This is a genomic window from Furfurilactobacillus entadae (genome assembly GCF_045862745.1).
Taxonomy (GTDB): Bacteria; Bacillota; Bacilli; order Lactobacillales; family Lactobacillaceae; genus Furfurilactobacillus; species Furfurilactobacillus entadae.
Genome location: NZ_BQXN01000065.1, coordinates 1 through 375, shown reverse-complemented (window position 1 = coordinate 375; position 375 = coordinate 1). Strand labels below are relative to the sequence as shown.

Below are 375 nucleotides of genomic sequence, written 5' to 3'. Positions count from 1 at the left end.
GAAGTGAACCCATTAAGTTGGACATGTATATTAGGCGACTGATTGAAGGGCAAGCTGCCGGTATTGAACCGGTGTCTTGCCTTTTAGTTTGGTTTTGATTCGGCGTTGGTTGTAATAATCCAACCAATCAGTCATTGATTGAATCAAAGAATCCTTAGTTGTGTAAGCTTGGTCAAATAGTTCTGCCTTCATAATGTGAAAGAATGAGTCCATTGAAGCGTTGTCCAAACAGGTTGCCTTCCGGGACATACTTTGAAAAGCATGATGTTGTTTGAGTACCTTTTGACAAGCGGTATTCTGATATTGAAAGCCTTGGTCTGTATGAACAGTCGTGCGGTACGAGCGTACCGCCACTTTATTTAGTGCCTCTTGTAA

Annotated in this window: 1 protein-coding gene; it reads right to left on the bottom strand. The window is 41.9% G+C overall.

Annotated features, from left to right (window positions below; genetic code table 11):
• Positions 1-30 precede the first annotated feature (30 nt).
• The coding region (locus ACKTR5_RS11775) for a transposase (protein ID WP_407881702.1) at positions 31-375 on the bottom strand (345 nt) is incomplete at its 5' end.